This window comes from Streptomyces sp. HUAS TT11, assembly GCF_051553595.1.
GTDB lineage: Bacteria > Actinomycetota > Actinomycetes > Streptomycetales > Streptomycetaceae > Streptomyces.
Genome location: NZ_CP196184.1, coordinates 736,341 through 760,505, shown reverse-complemented (window position 1 = coordinate 760,505; position 24,165 = coordinate 736,341). Strand labels below are relative to the sequence as shown.

General features: G+C 69.8%; 25 protein-coding genes and 4 pseudogenes. 15 read left to right on the top strand and 14 right to left on the bottom strand.

All coding sequences use genetic code 11. The annotated features are described in order from the left end of the window. The first annotated feature begins 379 nt into the window (after window positions 1-379). From ACSHXN_RS03760 to ACSHXN_RS03750, 3 genes are all read left to right on the top strand, one after another. The gene (locus ACSHXN_RS03760) at window positions 380-1,327 is read left to right on the top strand and encodes an RNA polymerase sigma factor (RefSeq protein WP_438302635.1); all 948 of its coding nucleotides are present in this window, start codon (window positions 380-382) and stop codon (window positions 1,325-1,327) included. Between the two features lie 64 nt (window positions 1,328-1,391). After that, window positions 1,392-2,315: an alpha/beta fold hydrolase gene (locus tag ACSHXN_RS03755; protein ID WP_438302634.1), complete on the top strand. Its 924-nt coding sequence runs from the start codon at window positions 1,392-1,394 to the stop codon at window positions 2,313-2,315. Then, window positions 2,312-3,148, top strand: a complete 837-nt coding sequence (locus tag ACSHXN_RS03750) for a GNAT family N-acetyltransferase (protein WP_355136279.1) — start codon at window positions 2,312-2,314, stop codon at window positions 3,146-3,148. Before ACSHXN_RS03755 ends, ACSHXN_RS03750 begins: the two co-directional genes overlap by 4 nt. Before the next feature lie 482 nt (window positions 3,149-3,630). On the opposite strand, the gene ACSHXN_RS03745 is transcribed toward ACSHXN_RS03750, so the two are convergent. Then, window positions 3,631-4,476: a DMT family transporter gene (locus ACSHXN_RS03745; RefSeq protein ID WP_355136281.1), complete on the bottom strand. Its 846-nt coding sequence runs from the start codon at window positions 4,474-4,476 to the stop codon at window positions 3,631-3,633. After that, window positions 4,473-4,688, bottom strand: a complete 216-nt coding sequence (locus tag ACSHXN_RS03740; protein WP_355136283.1) for a hypothetical protein — start codon at window positions 4,686-4,688, stop codon at window positions 4,473-4,475. Before ACSHXN_RS03740 ends, ACSHXN_RS03745 begins: the two co-directional genes overlap by 4 nt. A gap of 23 nt (window positions 4,689-4,711) precedes the next feature. On the opposite strand from ACSHXN_RS03740, the gene ACSHXN_RS03735 reads away from it, so the two are divergent. The 3 genes from ACSHXN_RS03735 to ACSHXN_RS03725 are packed head-to-tail and all read left to right on the top strand — an operon-like array spanning window position 4,712 to window position 5,289. Next, entirely contained in the window at window positions 4,712-4,843 is a 132-nt protein-coding gene (locus tag ACSHXN_RS03735; RefSeq protein ID WP_356294794.1) for a hypothetical protein, read from the top strand. 57 nt (window positions 4,844-4,900) lie between these two features. Beyond that, a complete protein-coding gene (locus ACSHXN_RS03730; protein ID WP_355136287.1) occupies window positions 4,901-5,089 on the top strand; it encodes a hypothetical protein in 189 nt (62 codons plus the stop codon). Further along, window positions 5,086-5,289 carry an SDR family oxidoreductase gene (locus ACSHXN_RS03725; RefSeq protein ID WP_356294791.1) on the top strand — a complete coding sequence of 68 codons (204 nt, stop codon included), beginning with the start codon at window positions 5,086-5,088 and terminating at the stop codon, window positions 5,287-5,289. Before ACSHXN_RS03730 ends, ACSHXN_RS03725 begins: the two co-directional genes overlap by 4 nt. Window positions 5,290-5,498: 209 nt before the next feature. Here ACSHXN_RS03725 and ACSHXN_RS03720 read toward each other — a convergent pair. Next, a pseudogene (locus ACSHXN_RS03720) lies at window positions 5,499-5,780 on the bottom strand (SDR family NAD(P)-dependent oxidoreductase); the annotation flags it as partial. 67 nt (window positions 5,781-5,847) lie between these two features. On the opposite strand from ACSHXN_RS03720, the pseudogene ACSHXN_RS03715 reads away from it, so the two are divergent. Beyond that, window positions 5,848-6,171 (top strand): annotated as a pseudogene (locus tag ACSHXN_RS03715) (MmyB family transcriptional regulator); the annotation flags it as partial. Between the two features lie 61 nt (window positions 6,172-6,232). Here ACSHXN_RS03715 and ACSHXN_RS03710 read toward each other — a convergent pair. After that, on the bottom strand, window positions 6,233-7,054 hold the full coding sequence (locus ACSHXN_RS03710; protein ID WP_355136291.1) for a siderophore-interacting protein: 822 nt from the start codon (window positions 7,052-7,054) through the stop codon (window positions 6,233-6,235). A gap of 77 nt (window positions 7,055-7,131) precedes the next feature. Here ACSHXN_RS03710 and ACSHXN_RS03705 point away from each other — a divergent pair, with 77 nt between their 5' ends. The 5 genes from ACSHXN_RS03705 to ACSHXN_RS03685 all read left to right on the top strand — a co-directional run bounded on the left by ACSHXN_RS03705 (window position 7,132) and on the right by ACSHXN_RS03685 (window position 11,734). Then, the gene (locus ACSHXN_RS03705) at window positions 7,132-8,013 is read left to right on the top strand and encodes an ABC transporter ATP-binding protein (protein WP_438302633.1); all 882 of its coding nucleotides are present in this window, start codon (window positions 7,132-7,134) and stop codon (window positions 8,011-8,013) included. Continuing rightward, window positions 8,010-8,981, top strand: a complete 972-nt coding sequence (locus tag ACSHXN_RS03700; RefSeq protein ID WP_438302632.1) for an ABC transporter substrate-binding protein — start codon at window positions 8,010-8,012, stop codon at window positions 8,979-8,981. The genes ACSHXN_RS03705 and ACSHXN_RS03700 overlap by 4 nt, the downstream gene beginning before the upstream one ends. Before the next feature lie 4 nt (window positions 8,982-8,985). Beyond that, a complete protein-coding gene (locus ACSHXN_RS03695; RefSeq protein WP_438302631.1) occupies window positions 8,986-11,133 on the top strand; it encodes an iron ABC transporter permease in 2,148 nt (715 codons plus the stop codon). Window positions 11,134-11,198: 65 nt separating this feature from the next. Beyond that, the gene (locus tag ACSHXN_RS03690) at window positions 11,199-11,492 is read left to right on the top strand and encodes a hypothetical protein (RefSeq protein ID WP_355136299.1); all 294 of its coding nucleotides are present in this window, start codon (window positions 11,199-11,201) and stop codon (window positions 11,490-11,492) included. Window positions 11,493-11,539: 47 nt separating this feature from the next. After that, a complete protein-coding gene (locus ACSHXN_RS03685; protein WP_355136301.1) occupies window positions 11,540-11,734 on the top strand; it encodes a hypothetical protein in 195 nt (64 codons plus the stop codon). A gap of 212 nt (window positions 11,735-11,946) precedes the next feature. Here the strand turns inward: ACSHXN_RS03685 and ACSHXN_RS03680 are convergent. From ACSHXN_RS03680 to ACSHXN_RS03665, 4 genes and pseudogenes are all read right to left on the bottom strand, one after another. After that, window positions 11,947-12,387 (bottom strand): annotated as a pseudogene (locus ACSHXN_RS03680) (SDR family oxidoreductase); the annotation flags it as partial. After that, window positions 12,377-12,452, bottom strand: a pseudogene (locus tag ACSHXN_RS03675) (Rrf2 family transcriptional regulator); the annotation flags it as partial. The pseudogenes ACSHXN_RS03675 and ACSHXN_RS03680, both read right to left, overlap by 11 nt. A 227-nt stretch (window positions 12,453-12,679) precedes the next feature. Beyond that, window positions 12,680-13,429 (bottom strand): SDR family oxidoreductase, encoded by a 750-nt coding sequence (locus ACSHXN_RS03670; protein ID WP_355136303.1) that lies wholly within the window; start codon window positions 13,427-13,429, stop codon window positions 12,680-12,682. Window positions 13,430-13,578: 149 nt separating this feature from the next. Then, window positions 13,579-14,484, bottom strand: a complete 906-nt coding sequence (locus ACSHXN_RS03665) for an AraC family transcriptional regulator (RefSeq protein WP_355136305.1) — start codon at window positions 14,482-14,484, stop codon at window positions 13,579-13,581. A 143-nt stretch (window positions 14,485-14,627) separates the two neighbouring features. Here ACSHXN_RS03665 and ACSHXN_RS03660 point away from each other — a divergent pair, with 143 nt between their 5' ends. Together ACSHXN_RS03660 and ACSHXN_RS03655 are read left to right on the top strand one after the other, a co-directional pair. Further along, on the top strand, window positions 14,628-14,945 hold the full coding sequence (locus ACSHXN_RS03660; RefSeq protein WP_355136307.1) for a putative quinol monooxygenase: 318 nt from the start codon (window positions 14,628-14,630) through the stop codon (window positions 14,943-14,945). 91 nt (window positions 14,946-15,036) lie between these two features. After that, window positions 15,037-16,005, top strand: coding sequence for an alpha/beta hydrolase (locus tag ACSHXN_RS03655; RefSeq protein WP_355136309.1), 969 nt, complete (start codon window positions 15,037-15,039; stop codon window positions 16,003-16,005). Between the two features lie 330 nt (window positions 16,006-16,335). Here ACSHXN_RS03655 and ACSHXN_RS03650 read toward each other — a convergent pair whose 3' ends face one another. The 6 genes from ACSHXN_RS03650 to ACSHXN_RS03625 form a co-directional block, all read right to left on the bottom strand. Continuing rightward, window positions 16,336-17,382: an amidohydrolase family protein gene (locus ACSHXN_RS03650; RefSeq protein ID WP_438302630.1), complete on the bottom strand. Its 1,047-nt coding sequence runs from the start codon at window positions 17,380-17,382 to the stop codon at window positions 16,336-16,338. A 125-nt stretch (window positions 17,383-17,507) separates the two neighbouring features. Continuing rightward, window positions 17,508-18,401, bottom strand: coding sequence for a Gfo/Idh/MocA family protein (locus ACSHXN_RS03645; protein WP_356113227.1), 894 nt, complete (start codon window positions 18,399-18,401; stop codon window positions 17,508-17,510). A 32-nt stretch (window positions 18,402-18,433) separates the two neighbouring features. Next, window positions 18,434-19,648, bottom strand: coding sequence for an ROK family transcriptional regulator (locus tag ACSHXN_RS03640; protein ID WP_355136315.1), 1,215 nt, complete (start codon window positions 19,646-19,648; stop codon window positions 18,434-18,436). A 3-nt stretch (window positions 19,649-19,651) separates the two neighbouring features. Next, the gene (locus tag ACSHXN_RS03635) at window positions 19,652-20,518 is read right to left on the bottom strand and encodes a carbohydrate ABC transporter permease (protein ID WP_438306421.1); all 867 of its coding nucleotides are present in this window, start codon (window positions 20,516-20,518) and stop codon (window positions 19,652-19,654) included. A gap of 14 nt (window positions 20,519-20,532) precedes the next feature. Further along, complete coding sequence (locus ACSHXN_RS03630) at window positions 20,533-21,552, bottom strand: carbohydrate ABC transporter permease (RefSeq protein WP_355136319.1); 1,020 nt, start codon at window positions 21,550-21,552, stop codon at window positions 20,533-20,535. Window positions 21,553-21,584: 32 nt separating this feature from the next. Next, a complete protein-coding gene (locus tag ACSHXN_RS03625) occupies window positions 21,585-22,988 on the bottom strand; it encodes an ABC transporter substrate-binding protein (RefSeq protein WP_355136321.1) in 1,404 nt (467 codons plus the stop codon). A 126-nt stretch (window positions 22,989-23,114) separates the two neighbouring features. Here ACSHXN_RS03625 and ACSHXN_RS03620 point away from each other — a divergent pair, with 126 nt between their 5' ends. Continuing rightward, the gene (locus ACSHXN_RS03620) at window positions 23,115-24,161 is read left to right on the top strand and encodes a zinc-dependent alcohol dehydrogenase (protein ID WP_355136323.1); all 1,047 of its coding nucleotides are present in this window, start codon (window positions 23,115-23,117) and stop codon (window positions 24,159-24,161) included. Window positions 24,162-24,165: the final 4 nt, after the last annotated feature.

The following is a 24,165-nucleotide window of genomic DNA, read 5'->3' as shown; positions in this document are numbered from 1 at the left end:
AAGCTATCAGCCATCCCCGCCGTTTCGATGGCGCGCGATACGCGTGGCGCATCTACCATCCTGTCGGTCGACCTCCGGTGATCGCGGGAACCTTGCGTGCCGGGACGCACTGCCGACCCGTTGTACCTGGTGCTGAGCAGGGACACACATCGGTTGTGCGGTAACCCTCGGGGCGGGTTGCCGGCCCTCGGACGATGGTCGTGGGCGGCCGCTGATCGGGTGACGTGCGCCGGTGACGGCACGGACGGGGCCCCTGGGCGAAGCGTCCGGACTCGGCCGCGATCGCTGTGCGGCGGCACGTCCGGACCCAGTCCGCAGGGCTGGGTGGTGGCGGCGACATGACCGCGTCCGTCCCGGTGCACCCCATTGATATGGTCGGATGGTGGTTGGTCTTCTGGCGGGCGCGCCGCCGGACTCCGAGCTGGTGAGCGCGGCACAGGCGGGCGACGCCGGTGCTCTCGGCCTGGTGCTCGCCAGGCATCGGGCAGGTATGTACGCGGTCGCGCTGGCCTTGCTGGGGCACGGCGCGGACGCCGAGGACGCCGTACAGGAGGCGGCGCTCATCGCGCTGCGCCGCATCGGCGACGTCCGGGACCGGGACGCGGTGGGTCCCTGGCTGCGCGTGGTGGTGCGCAATGTGTGCCGCGCCCAGCTGCGCAGGATGTCGGCCGTTCCCGTGGCCGAACCCGCCGGCGCGGTCGCGATGGACCGGACGTACGGTCCACCCGATCCGGCCGAGGTGCTCGACCGGCATGCGCTGCGGGACTGGGTCTGGAGCGCGGTGGAGGACCTGTCACCCGGGCTGCGGCTGGTGACGATGCTGCGCTACTTCACGGACGTGACGTCCTACGAGGACATAGCGGCGCTGTGCGGGACTCCTGTCGGTACCGTGCGCAGCAGGCTCAGCCAGGCGCGTACGAAGCTGGCCGATGCGCTGCTGAGCTCGGCCGACCGGGTGCACGACGACGCCACCGCCCGGACGGCGCTGCACCGGGGGCTTGCCGAGGAGATCATGGCGGCCGCCCATCGTGGTGACATCGCCTCGGCCATGTCCGACGGGTGGTCACCCCGGGCGGACGTGACATGGCCGACGGGTAAGGTCACAGGCGTCGACTACCTGGGCCCCGCTTTCGGACGTGATCTGTCGGACGGCGTACGCCACGATCTGCGGAACGTGGTGGCGGGCCGTGAGGTGGTCATCTGGGAGGCCGCCCTGCTCAGCCCTCCGGAGGACCCGTACCACTGCCCGCCCGGTGTCGTGTGGGTGCACTTTCTGGACGGGGGCCGCGTCAGCCGAGTCCGTCTGTACCACCCGCGCCGCCGCTGACCGGTCCCGCGGACGAATTCGGCGACCGATCGAACTTTTCCAGGTCTCGCCGCATCGTGCGGGTATGAACGAAACGAACCACAGTCCGCCGGCCGGGCGACCCATGGGAACCACCAAGGCCGAGACGCGCACCGTCATCGTCGACGGCGTCCGCGAGGTGTACCGGGTCGCGGGTGAGGGACCCTTCTGTCCTGTGCACTCCGGCGGTCCCGGTGTTCACCCGGAGTACCTGCGGCTACCCGCACCGGAAGAGCACCTGTCCATGGTCCACGTGGACCCCGTCGGGTCCGGCGACAGCGACCTGCTGCCGGACGGCGACTGCTCGATGGCCCGTTACGCACGCTTCGCCGAGGCAGTGCTCGACGACCTCGCTGCCCGGACCGGGTACTTTCTCGGCCACTCGCACGGCCGTTTCGCCGTGCTCCAGTTCACTGTCGATCGCCCCGGCCGCCTTGAGGGGCTGATCCCGCACGACACGGCAGCCGAGTACGGGCGGGAGCTGATGGAGGCCGCGACCGAGGAGACGGCGGCCTTCGTCCAGCGCCGGCCGGATCGCCCGGAGGCCGTCGAGGCGGGCCGGGTGTGGGAGGCGGCCGTTGTGTCGCAGACGATGGAGATCGCCGACGACGAGGCGCATCGACGCTGCCTTCACGGCATCCTGCCCGCCTGCTTCGCCGACTACCGAAGGACGGTCGAACGGGTGGGTGAACCCACCCTTCGGGTCACCCATGACGCGAACCGGCACCCGGTCGGTTGGGATGTACGGGACCGGCTCGGCACGATCGATGTGCCGGCGCTGGTGATCGTCGGCACGTACGACTTCATCTGCCCACTCAGCTGTGCGTACGAGACGGGCGCGGGGCCGGCCGACTCGAGGCTGTGCGAGCTCCGCGCGAGCGGCCACTTCGGGCATGTCGAGGAGGCCGACGAGTTCACCGCTGTCGTACTGGACTTCGTTCACACCACTGGAAAGGGGATTCGGACATGAGCACCGTTGTGCCGATCGAGTTGGCCGAGCAGACCGAGATCAGGGCGTACGTCGACTTCGTGACCGGCGCCCCCGCGCCCGTGTGGGAGGCGCTGGGCATCGGCTCGCTGCGCGTCGGCACGGCGCTGGCACTGACGATCCGCGAAGACCCGAGCCGGTTCTTCAACAAGGCCGGCGGATTCGGCGCCGACGGGCCGATCACCGAGGACGTCGTGGCGCAGGTGTGCGAGTTCTACCGCGAGCAGGGGGTGCCCCAGGGCGCGTTCATGGTCGCGCCGCCGCTGCTGCCGCAGGATTGGGCCTCGATCGCCGCGAAGAGGAATCTGACCGAGGGCGGCCGTCTCGCGAAGTTGGGGTGCGAGGTCGACGCCCTGGTGGGTTCGGCCGACGGCATCGCCGCATTGGACCCCGTTCTGCGTGTGGGTCCCGTCGAGCGCCATCACGCGCAGGAGTGGGCCACGGTCATGATGACCACCTTCGGGTTCACCGCTCCGTTCATGATCGAGATGGCCGCGGCCTGTGTGGGCAGGCCGAACTGGCGTCAGTACGCCGTGTGGGAGGGCGAGCGGATCATCGCGGTCGGGAGCATCTTCGTGAATGGCGACTGCGCCGACATGTTCGGCGGCGCGACGCTCCCACAGGGCCGCGGCCGCGGCGCCCAGTCGGCGCTGCTCGCCGCCCGCGCCCGGGCGGCCCAGGCCGCTGGGTGCCGATGGCTCGTCGCCGAGACCGGTGCCGAAGCGCCCGGCGAGCACAACTCCTCGCTCCACAACATGCTGCGCGCCGGGTTCCAGCCGCTGTACGAGAGGGTCACCTGGCTCTGGCGCGGATAGCCGGGTCCAGTCAGGAAGGGACCGTTCCCGTCTTCTCGGACCGGGCGGACACGCTTTGCGGAGGGTGGTCACGCTTCGCTCATCGGCCCCGGCCCGGTTCCGTGTGGGCCGGGGCCGTTCTCGTGACCGGCGGCGCGGTCCGGCCGGAGGCCGAGCAGCTTGCCCGGGTCCGGACGATGACGATCATCGCCGCCTGGACGATCGACTTCGCTCCGGTCGAGCGTGTTGCCGTGCTCCTCTCCGTGCTCCGGGTCGGGGAGGCGCACGACCTGCCGCGCCTGCCGGTGACGGTCGCCTGCGTCGGGCCGATGTGCGCCGGGGCGGCACGGCCGGCGCGGGAGAGTGTCCGCCCGTACAGGAAGGCGGCCGCACCCGGCTTCCGGATGCGGCCCTGGCGCGTTTGGATGTCGCAATCCGTACCCCGACCATGCGGGCCACCGCGCCCCCTCGGGCCTCGAGACCGGGCACTTGGGCAAGGCCGGTCAGCCGGCGTGGAGCATCAGCCCGATCCCGACCACCAGCAGCCCGGCCGCCGCGATCCGCGGCGCGCCGAACCGCTCCTTGAAGAAGACCGCGCCGATCGCCGCGCCGACGATGATCGAGGACTCCCGCAGAGCGGCGATGGGAGCCAGTTCCGCCCGGGTCTGCGCCCACAGGACCAGGGCGTACGCCGCCACGGACAAGGCCGAGCCGAGCAGCCCGAGCATCGCGAACGGCCGCAGAGTGGGCAGGAGTTGACCTCGCCACCGGTATGCCGCGTACAAGGGGATCACGACGCCCTGTACCGCCATGAGCCATGCGATGTACCCGAGCGAGGAGCCCGAGGCGCGTACGCCCAGGCCGTCCACCAAGGTGTACGCAGCGATGGTCAGCCCTGTGGCCAGCGCGGCGCCGATGGCCGCCCAGTTGGGCCGGCGTCCGCGCAACCCCCACAGGGCCACCCCGGTCAGTCCGGCGCACGACACGGCGATGCCCGCCGCCGCCCAGCCGTCGGGCACCTCGTGGGCGAACACCGCCGCCAGCACCGTGACCACCAGGGGAGCGGTCCCGCGCGCGATCGGGTAGGCCTGACCGAAGTCGCCCAGCCGGAAGGATCGCATCAGCAGCGCGTAGTACGCGATGTGGATGACGGCGGAGGTGATGAGATAGGGCCAGGCGGCCGGCGCGGGGAACGGCGCGAACACGGCCATCGCCAGCCCGATGAGCATCCCGCCGCCCGCGATCAGTGTGAAGCCGACCAGCTTGTCGGTGATGCGGTGGGCGATCGCGTTCCAGCTGGCATGGGTGACGGCGGCGAGCAGTACGGCCAGGGTGACGGCCGGCGTCACGTGGACTGCTCGCGGACGTCCGCCGGCGTGCCGCCCGGATGGGCGGTCGTCAGCGGCTCGGGACCCGTCGGGAACACGATGTGCGGGGCGTCGGCCGCACCGCACGCCCTGCCACGGCCGAGCGGCGAACGGGCATCGAGCCATGGTGCCTTTGTGCCGTGCCCGACGGGCGGCAGGCCGCTGACGGCGTACCTGTGGGTTTGCTTCGGCATGGCTCCAGAGGATATTGCAGACCGTGGTCATCGCCGCGTGGGGGGTGCCGGCACCCCGGCGATGGATGGTGATCTTCGTCGAAGGCGCAGTGATCTCCGGCACGGCGCTCGGCATGTACGGCTGGGCCACGGTGGGTCGGCCGACCGGCTGTTGAACGGGGGCCGCGAGCCGCTGTGCGACTACATCGACCGGTCGCTCACCGGGCGCGGCCTTGACGTCACCGCGTCGACCGCTCGGCATCCCCCACCTCGGGCGGGGCGGCCGGATCATCACCATCGGCAGGATCAACGCCGACCGCGTCCCCATGCCCGGTGCCGGCGTTTATGTCCTGACCAAGGCGGCCGTCGCCGGACTGACGCGGGTCTGGCCCGTGAACTCGGTCCACGCGGCATCACCGTGAACAACATCCAGCCCGGCCCTGTGGAGACCGACATGAACCCGGACTCCACACCGTTCGCCGAGTCCATGAAGCAGCTCATGGCCCTTGGCCGTTACGCCCAGCCCGCGGACATCGCCAGTGCGGTCGCCTGCCTCGCCGGCCCTGAAGCCCACTGCATCACCGGCGTCAACTGGGACGTCGACGGTGGATATGCCGTCTGACAACACCCGTTGAGGGGCGCTCACCTTGAGCGCCCCTCAACGCCGGCAGAGGGCGACGACCGTGGGCCGACAAGCAGAGTCCCGGTCACGCTCCGCGGCCCGACGGACCGCCATGTCGGGCGTTGTTTTCGCCGCCCGACCGGGCTACGCCTCTTCGCCATGCAGGCACACGCAGCCGTCAGCGCTCATCCGGACTCCGGCCGACGACGTCATGGCTGGTCGGTCGGCCGGATGACGATTTCATTGATCGCCACACGGCGGGGGCTGGTGACGACATAGCCGATCGCGTCGGCCACGTCTTGCGCGTGCAGAGCCTCGACCTGCCCGAATGCCGCGGTGAAGTCTCTGCCGGAGTTGTCCTTCTGGTCGAACAGCTCACTCTCGGTGCGGCCCGGCTCGATCACCGAGAACCGCAGATTGCGGGTGGTGTACTCCTGACGCCACGCCTCGGTCGCGCCGGTGACGGCGAACTTGGTCGCGTTGTAGAGCGCGACCGTCGGTGCCGCGAAACGCTATCCGGACTGGGAGGAAGTCGCCACGTCCACCGTCGCCGCCCTCCGCGCGGCCCGCCACGCGCGACTGCCCGACGAGGCCCTTGAAGAGCTCGTAGGCGAGCTCGCCGTCGCGTCTCAGGACTTCGCCCGCTACTGGGCCGACTACAGGCTCTTCAAGCACGGCCACGGCAAGAAGCGCATTTTCCACGAAACCGTCGGGGAGATGACCCTCAACTACGAGACACTCGACATCAGTGGCTCCGACGGCCAGTTCCTCTCCACGTACACGGCCGACGTCGGTTCACCCTCCGACGAGAATCTCCGCTTGCTCATCAGCTGGGACGCCGCACTCACCGGCACCACACCCGTGACATCCCGCCGCGACTGAGAGCGGCACCATCGCCGAGGTGGCCGTGCGCGTGCCCAGGTCGCCGCGGTGCGCAGTGTGTTCAGGCGGCGGGCTGCGCCGGTCCGTGCTTCCAGAAGCCGGAAAACGTGATGCGGCTCTTGGGCAGACCCGCCGCGTGCAGGTGCCGACGCCCCTCGGTGGCAAGGGTGGACTCGCCGACGACGAAGGCGTAACCCCTCGGGTCGGCCTCGGTGTGCCGCAGCAGTTCGGCCAGTGCGGCGGTGCCTGGCACCTCGCCGCTGTCCTCGCGGACGACCCATGTGACGTCCAGGCCCTGTGGTGCGTCGAGATCACGGATGTCGGCCGCGGTGGGTACCTCCTGGATGACCCGGCCGGTTGTCTCCCGTGGCATGGAGCGCACGATCCCCGCCGTAGCGGGAAGACCTGTCTCGTCGGCGACGACGAGGATCTCGGAGGCGTCCTCAGGGCAGTCGTAGAGGACGCCCTGGTCCAGTACCGCGAGTGAGTCGCCGGGGCGGGCGTTGCAGGCCCAGACGGCGGCCCGGCCCTCGACCTCGCCGGTGGGGCCGCGGTGGACGACGAAGTCGATGTCCATCTCCGACGCTTCGGGACGGAAATCGGCCACCGTGTAGTTCGCGCAGTGGGGTCGCTCCTCGTCGGGAATGGCCAGGTACGGCTGCCACCATCGGGTACCGCTGAACTCCGGCAGCCGCAGGCTGCTTTGGTGGGGCAGTTGCAGAAAGAGGCGGAACCAGTGGTCGTAGCCCAGCCAGGGGAACTCCGCGAGTTCCGGGCCGGTGGCCGTCAGGCGGTGCATCGACGGGGACACGCGCGCGGTGCGGACCACCTGGGCGCGGAACATTCGCGGGTTCTGCGGCGTGAGCGGATGGATCTTGGCCATGAAGGAAGGTTAGCCTAACTTTACTTACGTCCGACTCGCTGGCTTGAAAGTGAGTAAGGTTAGGCTAACCTAACCTCGTGAGTTCCGCTGAAGAAGCGCCCAAGGCCCGCCGTTCCCGAGGTCATGAGCTGACCGCCCGGGACGTGACCGTGTCGTACAACGGCACGGACGTCGTGCACGGCGCAGCCGTCACACTCCGGCCCGGCCAGGTGACCGCCCTCGTGGGCCCGAACGGCAGTGGTAAGTCGACCCTGCTGCGTACCTTGGCGCGCCTGCTGCGCCCTCGCTCCGCGACCATCACCCTCGGCAGGGGGAGCGGGGAGGGCGCCGAGATCACCGATGCGCTGGCCCTGACAGCCCGTGAGTTCTCCCGGCGCGTTGCGCTGTTGCCCCAGGGGCGCCCCACGCCCGGTGGTCTGACGGTGCGGGACGTCGTGGAGTTCGGCCGGTACCCCTACCGCGGACGCTGGTCACGACTCGATCCCGACGGGGCCCGAGCCGTGCGGAAGTCCCTCGCCATGACCGGCATGGAGGAGCTCGCCGGACGGGACGTCGAGCACCTCTCCGGCGGACAGTTGCAGCGCGTATGGCTCGCGAGCTGCCTCGCGCAGGAGACCGGAGTCCTGCTCCTGGACGAACCCACCACATACCTCGATCTCCGCTACCAGGTCGAACTCCTCGATCTCATCCGAGACTTGGCGGACCAGCACGGCATCGCGGTCGGGGTCGTACTGCACGACCTCGATCAGGCGGCCGCCGTCGCGGACCGGATCGCCCTGCTGTACGCGGGCAGGATCGTCGCGGACGGGACGCCCGAGGACGTGCTGACCGGCGATCGACTGACCACCGCCTACGGCATCCGCGTCGATGTCGACACCGACCCCCTGACCGGCCGCCCGCGCACACGCGCAGTCGGCCGCCACCATGCACGATCCGAAAGGTTCAGCACCACGTCATGAGACGCCACCTGATCGCAGTCGCCACCTGCTCCGCCGCGGCCTTGGCCCTGACGGCCTGCGGCTCGACCGAATCCACCGACGCCGAGGCGAAGCCGAGCGCGCAGAGCATCAGCCTCACCGACGCAAGCGGCGCCGAGGTGAAGCTCGACGGTCCCGCCGAGAAGGTCGTCGGCACCGAATGGAACGTCGTCGAGAGCCTGGTCACGCTGGGCGTGGACCCGGTCGGCGTGGCCGACGTCAAGGGCTATACGGCGTGGGACACCGCCGCGCCGCTGAAGAACGCCCCGAAGGACATCGGCACACGCGGCGAGCCGAGCATGGACACCATCGCCTCGCTGTCCCCCGATCTGATCGTCGCCACCACCGACCTGTCGGCCTCCGCGGTCAAGCAGTTGCGCAAGATCGCTCCGGTCTTCGAGGTGCGCTCCGCAAAGTCGTCCGACCAGATCGGGCAGATGGAGGAGAACCTCGACCTGATCGCCAGGGCGACCGGTACCGCCGGCAGGGCCACCGAGGTGAAGAAGGCCTTCGACACCACGGTCGCCGAGGGGAAGAAGAAGCTGACCGACGCCGGACTCGCCGGGTCGCAGATCGCCTTCGGCGACGGCTACGTCGCCTCCAACCAGGTCTCCATCCGCCCGTACACCAGCGGATCGCTGGTAGGCGCGGTCAACGAGGAGATAGGCCTCAAGAACGCCTGGAAGGTCAAGGGTGACGAGGCGTACGGCCTGGGCTCCACCGACGTCGAGGGACTCACGGGCCTCGGTGATGTGCAGTTCGCCTACATCGGCAACAACAGCGACACCGACGTCTTCGCCAAGGACCTCTCGAAGAACGCGGTCTGGAAGTCGCTGCCGTTCGTCAAGAAGGACAAGGTACACAGACTGCCCGACGGCATCTGGATGTTCGGCGGCCCGAAGTCGATGCAGGCGTACGTGGACGCCGTCGTCGACGCGCTGACGAAGTAACGCCATGGCCGTCACCACAACAGCTCCTGCCACCGGGGCCGGGACACCGACCACCTCCTCGAGAACGGGCGCGGCCGCGGTGACGGCCTCGCTCGTGCTCCTGGTCGCGGTCCTCGCGGTCCTCGACATCACCCAGGGCACGGCGGCTGTCGGGCCCTCCGAGGTGTGGAAAGCCCTCACCGGCCGGGCCGACGCCGGTGACGCGTCCGTCGTCATCGCCTCGCGCCTGCCCCGAATGACGGCGGGGCTGCTGGTCGGCGGGGCGCTCGGCATGGCCGGCGCATCACTTCAAGCCGTCAGCCGCAACGTGCTCGCGGCCCCCGACACCCTCGCTGTGAACGCAGGTTCCTACCTGGCACTCGGAGTGATCACCGTCACCGGTACCTCGCTGCCGCTGCTCGCCTCCTCCGGAGTGGCCTTCCTCGGCGGACTCGGCGCCGCAGCGACCGCTCTGTCCCTGTCCGGGGTGGGCACCGGCACCGTGCGGCTGGTGCTGGCCGGCAGCGCCCTGATGCTCGGCCTGTCCTCCGTCACCGAGGGTCTGCTGCTGCTCTTCCCCGAGGAGACCAACGGCCTCTACCAGTGGAACCAGGGCAGCATCAGCCAGAACGGATTCGGCGGTGTCGTGCAGATGGCGCCCGTCGTCCTGGTGGGCGTCATCGGGCTGCTGCTGGTGGGCCGCAGAGTGGACGCCCTCGCGCTCGGCGACGAGGCGGCCCGCGGACTGGGCGTCCCGGTCCGCCGGACCAGGGTCGCCGTGGTGGTGCTCGGCGCGCTGCTGTCCGCCGCGGCGGTGACCCTCGCCGGGCCGATCGGCTACGTCGGCCTGTGCGCGCCCGCCATGGTCCGGCTCCTCGCCCGGAGGCTGCGGTCATTCACCCGGATGCGGGCAAGCCTGCCGGTCGCGGGGCTCGCCGGTGCGTGCCTCGTGCTCGGTTCGGACGACGCACTGCGTGCGCTGGTCTCCTCCGACCAAGCCGTCGCCGTGCCCACGGGCGTCGTCACCAGCCTTGTCGGCGCGCTGTTCCTGATAGGTCTGGCGCTGCGGGTCCGCGACTCGGCCACCGCGCGTTCACCGGAGCGGATGCGCATCCCGAGCAGGGCGATGTTCCTGGTCACGGCTGCGACGCTGACCGCCGCCCTGGTCGGGGTGACCATCGCCGGGGTCCTGCTGGGCGACACGAAGCTGCTGCTCGGGGACGTGTTCCACTGGGCGCAAGGGACGGCCGGGCAGTCCGTCTCCTTCGTGCTCGACACCCGTGTGCCACGGGTGCTGACGGCGCTTCTCGCCGGTGCCGCGTTGGCGTTGTCCGGCACGCTGGTCCAGGCCGTCACCCGCAACCCTCTCGCAGAACCCGGCATCCTCGGGGTCTCGGGCGGTGCGGCGCTGGGCGCGGTTCTGCTCGTGACGACGGTTCCGGCCGCCGCCACGTGGGGTATCGCCGGCGCCGCCTTCGCGGGCGCGGCCGTCGCGTCGGTCGTCGTGTTCGGACTCGCCGCGCGCGGCGGGTTCGGCAGCAATCGACTGGTCCTCGTGGGCGTCGGCGTGTCCGCCGCGACCACCGCGCTGATCAGCCTGTTCATCGTGCTCACCGATCCGTTCAACGCGACGAAGGCGCTGACGTGGCTGTCCGGGTCCACCTACGGACGGGAACTGCCCGACGCCCTGCCCGTGAGCGGTGCCCTCGTCCTCGGCATCGTGGTCGCCCTGGCCCGCCGCACCGAACTCGACCTGGTGTCCCTCGACGAGGACACGCCGGGACTGCTCGGCCTTCGGCCGGCCTCGGCGCGTCTCGGATTCCTGTCGGTCGCCGTGCTGCTCGGCGCGACGGCCGTGGCCGCAGCAGGCACGATCGGCTTCGTCGGGCTCATCGCCCCGCACGCGGCACGCGCCCTGGTCGGCCGCCGGCACATACGCGTCGTCCCCGTGGCGGTGCTGCTGGGTGCCTCCCTCGTATGCGTGGCCGACGTCATGGGCCGGACCGTGATCGCACCGGCACAACTCGGCGCGGGTCTCATGACGGCCGTCATCGGTACTCCTTACTTCCTCTACCTGCTGCTGCGCACTCGTCGTCAGGGCACAACGCCAGGGATCGGTCCCGAGCCGGGCGGACCGGTCCTCCGCCCGGCCCGACTCGTCGTCCGGCAGTGAGAGAGTCCGGTGCAACGCCGTCGCGTCGACCGCTGTCCGGCGGAGACCGTCCGTAGTCTTTGGCCATGGTCGAAACGAACGGTGTGCACCACCTGCTCGTGACGGTGGGCGAGCACCACAAGCTGAGCGGTATGGCTCCCAAGGGCATCAGGGTCGTGAGCGGTGGGCACCTGGATCTGCACGGCGTGGCCGGACGCGTCACTGTCGAGGAGGGCGCCACGGCCCGCATCCACGGAATGGTGACCGGCGGCCTGTACAACATGGGCGGTGACGTGGAGGTGTACGGCATGGTCCACGACGGCGTGCACGACCTCGGTGAGACGACGAGTCGGATCGCCCCCGGCGCGGTCATCTCGTAACCGCGGCCGGTGCGGGCGGACCGAGCCCGTGACAGGAGGATGCGCGCATGGTGGAACACGAGACCGTCGTGCACGACATCACCCGGGCGGCAGCGCAGCCCGGTGGATGGGTCGAGCGTGAGGCGACAGGCGTGGCGGTGGTGCGCTGCACCTGTGGTCTCGACAGCGGCGTCGTGGCGGCCGCCCAGGCAGTGCAGATCGCCGATGATCACCGCCGGACGACCGCGGAAGCACGCACCTGACGGCTCGCCGATTCCGTGCAGGCGAGGGAAAGCCGGCAGAGGACGGTGCCACCGTCGATCGCGCAGCACGGTGGGCGCCGCATCCGGTCTCCGGCTCGGAGTCCGCACACGAAGTGGAGGTGCTTGGCCGAGGTCATGGACCGTCCGGCCCATGACCTCGGCCACGACGGCGCGGCATGGGGATATCGCCCTTCGTCGCGATGACGAGGACGTCAGAGCTGGGTGGCACCGCCGTCGACGAGCAGTTCCGCGTCGGTGGTGAAGGAACTCTGGCTTCCGGCCAGATAGAGAGCAGTGGCGGCGACCTCGTCGGGACGGCCTGGACGACCGAGGGGGGTGGGCGCGCCGGTGTGGCCGCTCTGTGGGAACGCGGCCCGCAGGTCGTCTCCGCCGGGGGTGGCGACAGGACCCGGGGTGAGGGCGTTGACCCGGATACCGCGGTCGGCGAGTTCAGCGGCCCAGATGCGGGCGAGGCTGCGGATCGCGGCCTTGGCGGCGGCGTAGACGCCCAGGCCCGGGACGTTCCGCAGCGCCGCGCTGGAGGAGAGCAGGATCACGCCGGCGCCGGGGGACAGCAGCGGGAGAGCCTTCTGGACGGTGAAGACGGTGCCCTTGAGGTTGATGGAGGTCGCGCGGTCGTACGCTTCCCGCGTCGCTGGTACAGCCCGATCCAGGTCAGGGCATGGGCTGCGATGGTCAACTTGCTGTTGGCGCTCACGTCGCCCCTCACCTCCGTTCCAGTAGTAACCGTAACGGTTACCTCAAGGGGGTCGCAAACAGCGCTCGTAAGGTGGCCGCTCACCCCCGGATGCGCGTGAGGCCGCACACCTGAGGCGCGCCGGGCAGGGCACGGTCGGAGCGACCATGCCCTGCGGGCGTCGTACCGGATCGGGTCGGTCGGCGTGAGTACGGCATGTCTGCCGAATGCCACTGAAGCGCCGTGGATCACTTCGCCTGGGCGAGCTGGACCGCGTCCGGGCCGGCCGGGAACCGCAGCTGGCCGGTGGTGTCGTGCACGGCTCGCCACACCGTCTCGGCGACGTCGCTCTCCTCGGTGAACAGTTCCTGGCGCGTGAAATCGGCCATGGCCTTCTCCGCCCACGGTACGTAGGGCGCGGGGACCAGCTCGTCCAGCGAGGCGCCGTTCGTCGCCCTGACGGCGAAGTTCGTCGTCAGGCAGGCGCCCGGCTCGACCGTCTTCGCCTGCACGCCGAAGGGCGCGAGCTCGAGAGCCAGAGACGCGGTGAATCCCTCGACGGCCATCTTGCTCGCCTTGTAGACCGCCGAGAGCGGCATGTGGCCCAGCACCACGCTGGAGGTCACGTTGACCACCACGCCGGAGCCGCGCTCACGGAACAGGGGAAGCACCGCCTGCGTCGTAGCCATCACGCCGAACGTGTTGGTCTCGAAAACCTCCCGCACCCGGTCCATGGGGGTGCCCTCGAAGACGCCGATCGAGGGGACGCCCGCGTTGTTCACCAGGACGTCGACGGACCCCGCCGCGTCGATCGCGGTGGTGATGGAATCGGGCTCGGTGACGTCGAGTTCGACGATGTGCAGCCGGTCCGACTCGGGCAGGACGCCCTCGCGCGGTGTCCGCATCGTCGCGATGACATTCCACCCCTGCTCGTGGAAGTGGAGCGCGGTCCGTCGCCCGTATCCGGAGGAGGCGCCTGTGATCAGAACGGTCTTCATGCTGTGATCCTTTGTGATGGGACGGGATCCACGGGCAGACACTTTCCTGCTGTGGAGGAGAACCAGTAATCCCATTCAATCGCTCTGACCTGGACGGATAGTAGAACTTTCCTCGCTGTCCCTTGCACGATCCTGCTCAATGGCTCCGACTACGGCAGAGCGCCCGCAGGGCTGCGCACGGTGTCCCGCAGGCGGGCCGCGTCACGGCTCGGGGGTGCGCCGAACTGGCGGCGGTACTCCCGGCTGAACTGGGAGGGGTTGTCGTAGCCCACACGCTGGCCGACCCCGGTGACGTCGCTCGGGTGGGTGGCGAGCAGCAGTCGGGCCTCCTGGAGCCGGATCTGCTTCTGGAACTGGATCGGGCTCATCGCGGTCACCGCCTGGAAGTTGCGGTAGAAGGCGGAGACGCTCATGCCCGACAGGCGCGCCACGTCCTCGACCCGAAAGGCCTCCGCGTAGTGCTCGCGGATCCAGCGCACGGCGCGGGAGACATGGCTGAGCCCGCTGTCGGCAAGGCCCAGTTGGCGCACCGTCGCGCCCTGCTCACCGGTGATCACGCGCCACAGGATCTCGCGTTTGATCAGTGGAGCCAGTACGGCGCGGTCGCGGGGTTCGTCGAGCAGGCGCAGCAGCCGGACCACCGCGTCGAGCAGTTCCGCCGGAGCGTCGCTGACGGCGATCCCCGACGGCGCGCTTCCGCCGGTGTGGGGAATGTCCCCGGGGCCGGCCTGCAGGAGCAACTCTGCGACGGCGGACGGTTCCAGCACCAGGCCGACGCCCAGTGCCGGATGCCCGGGGCCGGCCTGGACGAACTGCCCCGTGACGGGCAGGTCGACGGATGCCACCAGATACTGCCCGGCGCCGTACTCGTAGACCCGCTCGCCCAGCGCGAGCCGTTTGGCGCCCTGGGCGATGACGGCGAGCACCGTGCCCGACATGGAGGGTGCCGGCGGATCCGGCCGGTCGACCTTCGAGATCAGAACGCCGTCGATGACCGTGGTCCAGTCGGGGCGCGCGTGCCGGGCCAGCAGGGTGCGGAACTCTTCGAGGTACATACGTCCATTGCAGCACCTCTCCACCCCTCCGCTCCCGCAGTCGAGAGGATTATGCAGGTACGAGCGAGCAACGATCTAACGTTTGGCCAGGTCAGATGGGTTGAATGGAGTCACTTCACTCCTTCACCGAGAGGTTGACATCCATGAACGTCAACTATGGGTTCAACGCCACCCTGACCGCCGAGCCCGCCATGGGAGACGCGCTGGTCGACTTGCTGCTCACCGGCCTGAACGAAGGCAGCCCCGGCGCGAGCCCGTTCTGCGTCGTCTACCTGGTCTCCCGCTCCGCGTCCGACCCCGACGTCGTCCACGTCACCGAGGGCTGGACCAGCGAGGAGGACCATCACCGGATCTTCGCCGGCGAGGCGGCGCAGGCCATCGTGGCGCAGATCGGCGCATTGCTGGCCAAGGAGCCCGAGTACACCGACTACGTGCCCCTTCGCGGCAAGGCCACTCTCTAGGACCCCGTCGTTCCTGTCCGCTGCATTCCCGCCGCGGCCGGCCCGCTCCTCGTCCACCCACCCGGTACCACCTCGCGAAAGGCCTACGACCATGACCGTGGCACGACCCGCCCTGGACCCCGAACTGCGTGAACTGCTGGCCGACATGCCGCAGATGACCCGGCTCAGTCCCGAAGTGCTCGCGCAACTGCGCCAGTACCCCTCGACGCCCGTCGAGTCCCTGCTCGCGCACCGGTCGGTCGACCGGCGTGAGGTGACGATTCCCGCCCCGGACGGCGTTCCGATCCGCATGTCGGTCTTCAGCCCCGCGGGCACCGACGACCGCACCGCCGGCGCACCCTGCATCTACTGGATGCACGGCGGCGGAATGGTCATGGGCGACCGCTTCTCACAGATCGACATCCCGTTGGAATGGCTCGACGAATTCGGCGCGGTCGTGGTCTCCGTGGACTACCGGCTGGCACCCGAAGCCACCGGCACCGCCCTCGTCGACGACTGCTACCAGGGGCTGCTCTGGATCGCCGAACACGCCGACGAGCTGGGCATCGACCCGGCCCGGATCGTCGTCGCAGGCGCCAGCGCGGGCGGCGGCCTTGCGGCCGGTGCCACTCTGCTGGCCCGCGACCTCGGCACCCCCGCGATCGCCGCGCAGATGCTCATCTGCCCCATGCTCGACCACCGCAACACCAGCACGTCCAGCCGCCAGTACTCCGGCGGGCCCGGTGTGTGGACCCGTGAGATGAACGAGTTCGGATGGCATGCCGTCCTCGGCGACCGCCCCGACGAGGTCTCCTCGTACATCTCGCCCGCGCTGGCCGACGACCTCTCGGGTCTGCCGACCACCTACATCGACACCGGATCGGCGGAAGTCTTCCGCGACGAGGACACCGACTACGCCACCCGTATCTGGGCGGCCGGCGGCCAGGCCGAACTCCATGTCTGGGCAGGGGGTTTCCACGGATTCGACGCGCTTTACCCGCAGGCGCACATCTCGGCGACGGCCCGCCGAACCCGCACCGACTGGCTCGCGCGCCTCCTGCACCGGAACGAGGGCGCATAACGCCCCGGGCCACGCTCGCCCTGTGACGGCGGCACGGTGTGGAGGAGCGGAACCACCCGTCGACCTCCTTGTGACTGCCGCCGGCCAGGGTGACGGGCAGCGGGACGCCGGTGCCCGTACCGACGGGCCGGCGTGCGTCGGCACGTCCCACTAGAGCCGAACACCAGCTCCGACGGCGGTAGTCGACGGCTGCTGCCCCAGCAAGGCACAGCCGAGATGCCTGGCGTCACCGGCCCACCGCCGGGCGGCATCCCGCTTCCTCGTCTCAGGAGCCGCAGTGCCGCACAACGAACCCGGATCGGCTGAAGTGCAGGCAGACGTTGCCGAGCATCAGGCGATGACTCGGCCCCGCAGGATGATGCGGCTCGGGTGGGCCAGGACCGAGCTGTCGAGCGTCGGGTCCGTGTCATAGGCGACGAGGTCGGCGGGGCCTCCGTCGACCAGGCCCGGCAGGCCGAGCCAGGACCTGGCCGACCATGATGCCCCGCCCAGAGCCGCTTCGGCCGAAAGACCGGCACGGACCAGCCATGCGACCTCTGACGTGACCGTGCCGCAGGGAAAGGTGTCGGTGCCCGCGAGGACGGTGACGCCGGCTTCGTGTGCGGCTCGGACGTTGGGCAGCATGGCTTCCCATCCGGCCAGCCACCAGTCGCGACGGGCGCTCGGCTCCTCGGCGCGCCGTCGATCTGCTCCGGCGCCGAAGGCACCGAGCGTCGGGACGAACGCGGTGCCTTGGGAAGCCATCCGATCGATCAGGCCGGGATCCAGGTGCATGCCGTGCTCCAGGCTGTCAACGCCTGCTTGGACGGCGTTGAGACTGCCGTCGGCGGTCTGGCAGTGGGCGGCTACTCGGCCGCCGATCGCATGCACGGCTTGCACGACGGCAGAGAGGATGTCCCGTGGCAGTGCCGGCTCGTCGTGCCTCCAGTCGGCGATGACTTTGCACCAGCCCGAGGACGCCTTGGCTTCCTCGACAGCGGCGTGCACCAGATCCTCTTCACTCACGTCACGCCCGAGGCCGGGAAAGAAGCGGCCGGGAGTGGCCGGCCAGCGTCCGGCCGAGCGGACCCGGGGCAACTGCGGCTCCTCGTCGACCCAATCCGGGATGCGCGCGGCGGACCCGGGCGTCCGGACCAGCAGGACACCGGCGTCGCGGTGGTCGGTCAGGTGCCGGCGAAGCATCTCATCGCTGAACGGGGCGCCGTGCAGCTCGGTGCCCGGATGTGTGTGCACGTCGACCAGGCCGGGTAGCAGCCACCCGCCCTCGATGACGAGATCCGCGTCCGGAACCGGCTCGGTCCGCAGCCGGTCCCCATCGATCCAGAACGACCGCTCTTCCCGTTCCGGCAACACGATGCCTCGCACCTGCAGCACCACCGGTGACAGCCTCCTCGGACCCGTACGCGCGGCGTTGGTCGATCCCTTGATCCTACGGGCGACGGCGTCCGGCACGCCGCGCTCGGTGTCGAGCCCGTCCGACGCCGCCGCCCCGAGCGGTCAGTTCACTGCTGTGTGGCCTGTTCGATGAGGTTTTGCAGGTACAGGCCGCGGTGAGCGTCGAGTTCGGACGGTGTGTGGGTGCGTACGGCCGTGGCGAAGTCGCGGCGCAGGATGGGCCAGCACTCCTCGTGGTCGATTTCGGCGGTGTCGTAGGCCATCGGCGGGTTCGGGCCGAAGAGTTCGATCCGGGTGATGGCGCGCGGCAGGTCGACGGAACCGGAGAGGGAGGCCTGGCTCACGGCTCCGTTGGCGTGTTCGCAGGTGAGCTCGATCCAGCGCCTGGGGTCGCCGGTGCTGCGTATGGCGGTGATGGGGGCGATCGCGGCGTCCAGGAGGTCGAGCAGATGGGGTCCCAGATCGAGCAGCGCGCCGTGTTCGAGGCGCCAGCCGGTGGCGAGGTCGCCTCCGAGGAAGGCGCCGTGGAGGTAGGCGGAGCGTGCCCCGGAGACGTCGAGGCTGCGGGCGGCGTCGAGGAAGGCGCGGGTGGTCGGGTGATAGCGCTTGGTGAGGACGAGTTGGGAGATCACGCCGGCTTCGGCGACGGCGTCCGCTACGCGCCGGGCCGTGGGGAGGTCGGGGCCGAGGGGCTTCTCCAGCAGCAGGGCCTTTCCTCGCTCGGCCGCCAGCGGTGCCAGTTCGCCCTGGACGGCGGGCGGGACGGCGAAGGCCACGGCTTCGCAGTGGTCGAGGAGTTCGTCGAAGTCGGCGGCGACGTGGGCCGTGTACGGGGCGGCGGTCTGCTGGGCCGCATCGGGACGACGGGCCCAGACTGCGGCGAGTCGTGTCTCCGGTCCTGCGGCGAGTATGCGGGCGTGCATGGCACGGGCCCAGGGGCCGGCGCCTACGAGGCCGACCTCGACCGGGCGGTGTGTCCAGGGAGCGGGTTCTGCGGTCACGGTGTTCCTGTTGAGTGTGCGGCGCCTCGACGTCAGAGTGCGAGGCGGTCGAGACGGGCGTCGGCGCGGTCGGGGGAGTAGAGGAACTCCACGACCATGGAAGCGGCCCCGATGACACCGGCGTGGTCACCCAGCCGTGAGGTGACGACCTGGAGGTTGGCGGTCGTGCGGGGCATGGCGCGTTGATAGAGCAGTTCGCGGACTCCGGTCATGAACGGCACTCCCGAGAGGTCTCCGGCCAGCATCAGCACGCCCGGGTTGAGCAGGGTCACAACCGTCACCAGGACCTCGCCCGCCCGGCGACCCGCCTCCCGGGCGAGGCGGACGGCATCGGGGTGGCCTTCGGCGAGCGCGCGTTTGACGTCGGAACCGGAGGCCGTCTCGAATCCGAGTGCGGACAGCTCGCGGGCCAGGGCCCGGCCGCTGGCCACGGCGGCCAGGCAGCCGTAGGACCCGCACATGCACAGGGCGTCGAGGCGGTCGTGCAGGCGGATGTGGCCGATGTCGCCTGCGCCGCCGTCGATGCCGCGGTAGACATCGCCCCCGACGACGACGCCGGCGCCGATACCGGTGGACACTTTGACCAGGACGAAGGCCGCGCTGTCACGGTGGTTCGCCTGGTGTTCGGCCAGCGCCATGAGGTTGGCGTCGTTGTCGACGAAGACGGGGACCGGCTCCTCGTCCATGCCGGTGCCCACATGTTCGGCGAAGGCCTTCTGCAGACGTTCGCGGACGGGGTAGCGGTCCCAGCCGGGCATGATGGGCGGCTCGATGATCCGCCCGGTCTCCCAGTCGACGGGGCCGGGCACCGACAGCCCGATGCCGCAGACATGGGTGGCGTCCACGCCGGCGGCGCCGATCAGATCCGGGAACCATGCGGCGAGTCGGTCCAGGACCTCGTCCGGGCCGTCGGTGATGTGCAGGGGGCCCGTGTGCTCGGCGAGGATGGTGCCCGCCAGATCCAGCACCGCGGCGCGGGCATGACGGGTCTCGAGATCAACGGCGATCACCGACGCGTGCGTCGGGTCGAAGGCGATCTTGTGGGACGGGCGGCCGCCGGTGGAGGTACCGGCGGTGTGCCGAAGCCATCCGGCGCGGTTGAGGAGGTCCAGCCGCGCTCCGATGGTGGAGCGCGACAGGCCGGTGGCGCGCTGCAGTTCGGCGCGGGTGTCGGCGCGGCCGCTGCGGATCAGCTGCAGCAGTTCTCCCGCGCTGACCTGACTCGGCGTCATCATGACTTCCCCCATGGCTCAGCTCTTGTCGGCGCCACTGGTCAGGCCCTCGGTGAGCATGCGTTCGGCGGCGAAGAACAGAAGTACCACGGGAATCGTCAGCACCACCGAGCCGGCCATGAGGATGGTCTTGGGCACTTCGACGCCGTTCGAGAGTTGTGCCAGGCCGAGTGAGACGGTCCACTTCTCGGGGTCGGCGGCCAGGAAGAGGAGAGCGAAGAGGAACTCGTTCCAGGCGATCATGAACACATACAGACCGGTCGCCATGAGGGACGGCAGGGCGAGGGGCAGGATGACCTTGCGGACCGTCTGAAGTCTGCCGGCTCCGTCGATCGCTGCCGCCTCCTCGATGGACGGGGGGATGGTGACGAGGTAGTTCTTCAGCATGTAGATCGCCACGGGCACGGTCTGGGCGGCGTAGACGATGGCGAGGCCGACCAGGCTGGAGGACAGGCCCAGCTTGGCGAAGATGACGAACAGCGGAACGGCCAGCAGGGTCGCCGGGAACAGGTAGACGGCGAGGAAGAGCGCGCTGACCTGGCGGTGGCCGAAGAACTTCAGGCGGCTGACGGCGTAGGCGCCGGGCACGGCGGCCAGCAGGGTGAGGATCACCGTACCGATGGAGACCAGTGCGGAGTTGAGCAGGAACTTCACAAATCCCTGGCCGCCGTCGTCGGTGGACTTCAGTACGTCGCGGTAGGTGGACAGGGTGAAGTCCTTCGCCGAGACCCACAGCGAACCCGGGTCGAGCAGGAGAGCGTCGATGGGTTTCACCGACAGCAGCACCATGTAGTAGAAGGGCGCCACGGTGATCACTGCGAGGAAGGCGATGACGAACCAGCGCAGGACGCCGAAGAGTCTGTCCTCGAACTGGGCCCTGGTCAATGTGGCCTTGCGGGTCACGATTCCTCCTGGACCTTGTTGCCGAAGAACGTGAAGTAGAAGCCGAGCAGGATCATCAGGGAGGCGGCCAGGACGAGGGCCTGGGCGGCGGCGGCCCCGACGTCGTAGCGGGCGGTGAGGAAGTCGTAGACCCGGACGGCGGCGACGTTCGTGCCGGCTCCGCCCCCGGTCAGCAGGTAGACGTCGTCGAACTTGTTGAAGGTCATGATGAACCGCAGGACGCACAGCAGGGCGATGACGGGCATCAGTTGGGGCAGCAGGATGTGGCGGAAGCGCTGGGTCAGAGTGGCGCCGTCCACCGTGGCGGCCTCCTCCAGGCCCGCGGGAACCGCCTGCAGTCGGGCGAGGATGAACAGGAAGGCGAAGGGGAAGTAGCGCCAGCACTCGAAGGCGATCACGGTCAGCAGGGCCAGCGGTATGCCGAAGTGCGCACCGAGCAGGTCGACTTGGTATTCGCGGGTGGAGAGGAAGGCGATGGGGTTGTCCCAGCCGAACAGGCGGTGGCCCCAGTCGTTGACCACGCCGTACTGGGGGCTCAGGGCGACTTCCCAGACGAAGGCCACGGCGACGACGGGGGCGACGTAGGGCAGCAGCATCGCCGCGCGCAGCAGTCCGCGGCCGCGGAAGGGCTTGCGCAGGGCCAGAGCGGCGATGAGTCCGAGGACGACCGATCCCAGGGTGGCGCCCGCGGTGTACAGCAGGGTGGTGCCCAGGCTCGACCAGAATCCGGCGGAGTCGAAGACCTGGGTGAAGTTGTCCAGGGACCAGTTGCCGAGGAGGCCCATGCCCTGGATGTCGACCAGCTTGGCGTGCTGGAAGGCGAGGAGCACGGTCCACAGGATGGGCAGGATGACCACCACGAGGACCACGACGAAAGTGGGGGAGACGAAGGCGAGGCCTGCGCGGTTGGCGCGGCGGCCGGCGGTCATCGGGCGCCGCCGGCGATCGGCGGACCGGTTTGCCGACCCGGGGCCGGTGTGACGGCGCTTCGGTGCGCCGACGGGGGCTGTTGTCATGGAAGGACCTTTGCGGGCGTGCATGCGGGCGGCTACTGCAGGGACTTCTTGAGGGCGGCGACCTCGTCGTCGGCCTCGTGTGCGGCCTCGGAGGGGGAGATCTGTCCGCCGGTCATCGCGCCGATGGCCTTCGGCACGGGGAGTTCGCCGTTGGTGGCGCCGACGAGGGCCCCTTCGCCCTGGGTGATGCCCCAGCGCCGCATGTTGCTGACGCCGTCGGCGAGTTGGTTGAGCAGTTCCTCGGGAAACACCTGGTCGAAGGGCTTTCGGGTGTCGACGCCGATGTCGCTGTGCCGCCAGGCGTCGAGGTAGAGATCGGGCTGGGCGGCCGTGCCGTGGCGGACGGGGATCTTGCCCTCGGGAGCCATGCCGAACCAGGTCTCGTAGCCCGGGCCCATCATGTACTCGATGAACTGGCGGGAGGCGGCGGTCTCGGCCGTCTTGGTGGTCACCCATGAGGTGATCTCGCCGAACTGGGCCGCCTGCGCGGCGTCGGGGCCCTTCAGCGCGGTGACGATGCCGCTGTTTTGGGACAGGTACTGCGGGTCCTGCTGGCACTGGGGACAGCTGGGCAGGGCGTCCTTGCGCAGGCCCGCGAGCTCGTCCAGCAGGAACGACGACCAGATGATCATGGAGGACCGGCCGGCGAAGTAGGTCGCGCGGGTGGAGTCCACGGTCTGGGTCCCCGGGGCGCCGTAGGTACGGGCGAGCTGGTCGTAGGTGTGGAAGGCGGTCTGGCACTGCGGTGATTCGAGGGCGACCTCGTGGCGGTCGTCGACAAGCCGGCAGTCGTTTGCGAGGGCGACGCTCTCGAAGCTCTGCGAGGTGAACGCGTCACCCGGGTCGGTGGCCGCCGACATGCCGTCGTTGCCCCTGGTGGTGAGTGCCTTGGCGGCGGTCAGGGCGCGTTCGTAGGTGTCGGGCGCCGCCAGCTGCTTCTGGTCGAACTGGTCCTTGCGATAGACCAGCAGCTGGAGCCACGCGTCGGAAGGCACACCGAGGCTGGTGTCCTTGTCGGAGGTGAGGTCGAGCGCGTTGGCGTTGAAGGTGCCGCGCCCCAACTCGCCGATGATCTTCTTCGGGATGTCCGTGTTGAGCAGGCCGTTGGTGTACATCTGCCAGACCTGGCCCATCGGGGCCGCGCCGATGACGTCGGGCAGCTTGCCGGCGGCCGCGGCCGACATGATCAGTTGGGGCATCTGGCCCTCGTCGACCCCGACGAGATGGACCTTGATCCCCGTCTTCTTCTCGAACCCGTCGATCGCCTTCTGCGTCGCCGCGATGCGATCAGGGAGGTTCTCCTGTGACCAGACCGTTATCTCTCGGTCCGGTTTGCCGGGCCCGGTGCTGCTGGAACAGCCCGTGAGCAGCCCAAGTCCCAGGGCTGCTGTGACGCCGACCGCGGTCATCCTCGACCGCAGGGTCATGGTGCGCATTGCGTGTCCTTGTTCCGGCTTACGTCTACTGGGCACGCATCTCAGCATCAGTTTTGCGTGTTGACAAGACATAAGTTGGAGATATTGTCGACGCAACTCACCACCGCACCACTTCCGGAGCCATCCGTGGAACGCGTCGTTCAATTCACCGGCCCTCGCCAGGTGGAGGTCGCCGAGCACGCCCGAGCCGAGCTGCCGCCGGGCCACCTCAGAGTCCGCACCCGCTACTCGGGCATCTCCGCCGGTACCGAGCTCACCGCCTACCGGGGGACCAACCCCTACCTGACGCGCACCTGGGACCCCGAAGCCCGGCTCTTCCGGGAGGGCGCAGCCGGCATCGAGTACCCGGTGGCCGGCTGGGGCTACTCCGAGGTCGGCGAGGTCGTCGAGATCGCCCCCGACCTGGCCGACACCCCGGGGCTGCCGCGCCCCGGCGACCTGGTGTGGGGTATCTGGGGACACCGCAGCGAGGGCATCGTCCCCGCCGAGCGCATGACCGGCCACACCCTCCCGGCCGGGCTCGAGCCCCTGGCGGGTGCCTTCGCCCGGGTCGGCGCCATCGCCTACAACGCCGTCCTGGCCGGCGACATCCACCTCGGCGAGGACGTGGCGGTGTTCGGGCAGGGCGTCATAGGCCTGCTCGCCACGCGGCTCGCGCAGCTCAACGGGGCCCGTGTGACAGCCGTCGACGCACTGGACGGCCGACTGGAGACCGCCAAGCGGTACGGCGCACATCACACGCTCAACGCCCGTACCGACGCGGTCGCCGAACGCATCCGCGAGGCCACCGCCGGACTCGGGGCCGACCTCGCCATCGAGATCAGCGGCGCCTACCCGGCCCTGCACGACGCCCTGCGCTCGGTCGCCGTCGGCGGCCGGGTGGTCGCCTCCGGCTTCTACCAGGGCGACGGCATCGGACTGCGGCTGGGGGACGAGTTCCACCACAACCGCGTTCAGCTCATCTGCTCCCAGATCGGCGGCGTACCGCCGCAGTTGTCCCACCGCTGGAGCGTCGAGCGCCTTCAGCAGACCTTCCTCCGGCTTGTCGCCGAGGGGCAGGTCGACGTCGGCTCCCTGGTCAGCCATGTCGTCCCGGCCGCCGACGCGGCCGACGCCTACGTGCTGCTCGACGAGCGCCCCGCCGAGGCGCTGCAGGTCGTCCTGGAATTCTGAAAGG